The 255-nt window shown below is 56.9% G+C and carries 1 protein-coding gene; it reads right to left on the reverse strand.

Annotation, left to right across the window (positions count from 1 at the left end):
• Nucleotides 1-255: hypothetical protein (locus tag ACO0LK_RS27105; protein ID WP_422980623.1), on the reverse strand; the 255-nt coding region annotated here is incomplete at both ends.

The following is a 255-nucleotide window of genomic DNA, read 5'->3' on the forward strand; positions in this document are numbered from 1 at the left end:
TACCAGCAACTGGTGCGGAGTCAGCTGGGGCTGCTACGTTGTTGTTGGAGACGTTGCGAACCAGGACGCCTGTGACGTCTGGCAGTTTGCTGAAGTCTACAGCCTGGGCTGCATTGTTCAACAATACCTGGACTGCTTCAACTTTGGTGATGACGCTGGATGTGGCTGTGACGTTACCGCCGTTGACAACGATGAGGGTGTCTGTACCGTCGCCGCCGGTGATGCTGTCGCCCGCTTCAACTGTGTCAGCCAGGA

Source organism: Undibacterium sp. Ji49W (genome assembly GCF_049340205.1).
In the GTDB taxonomy this organism is placed as follows: Bacteria; Pseudomonadota; Gammaproteobacteria; order Burkholderiales; family Burkholderiaceae_D; genus Undibacterium.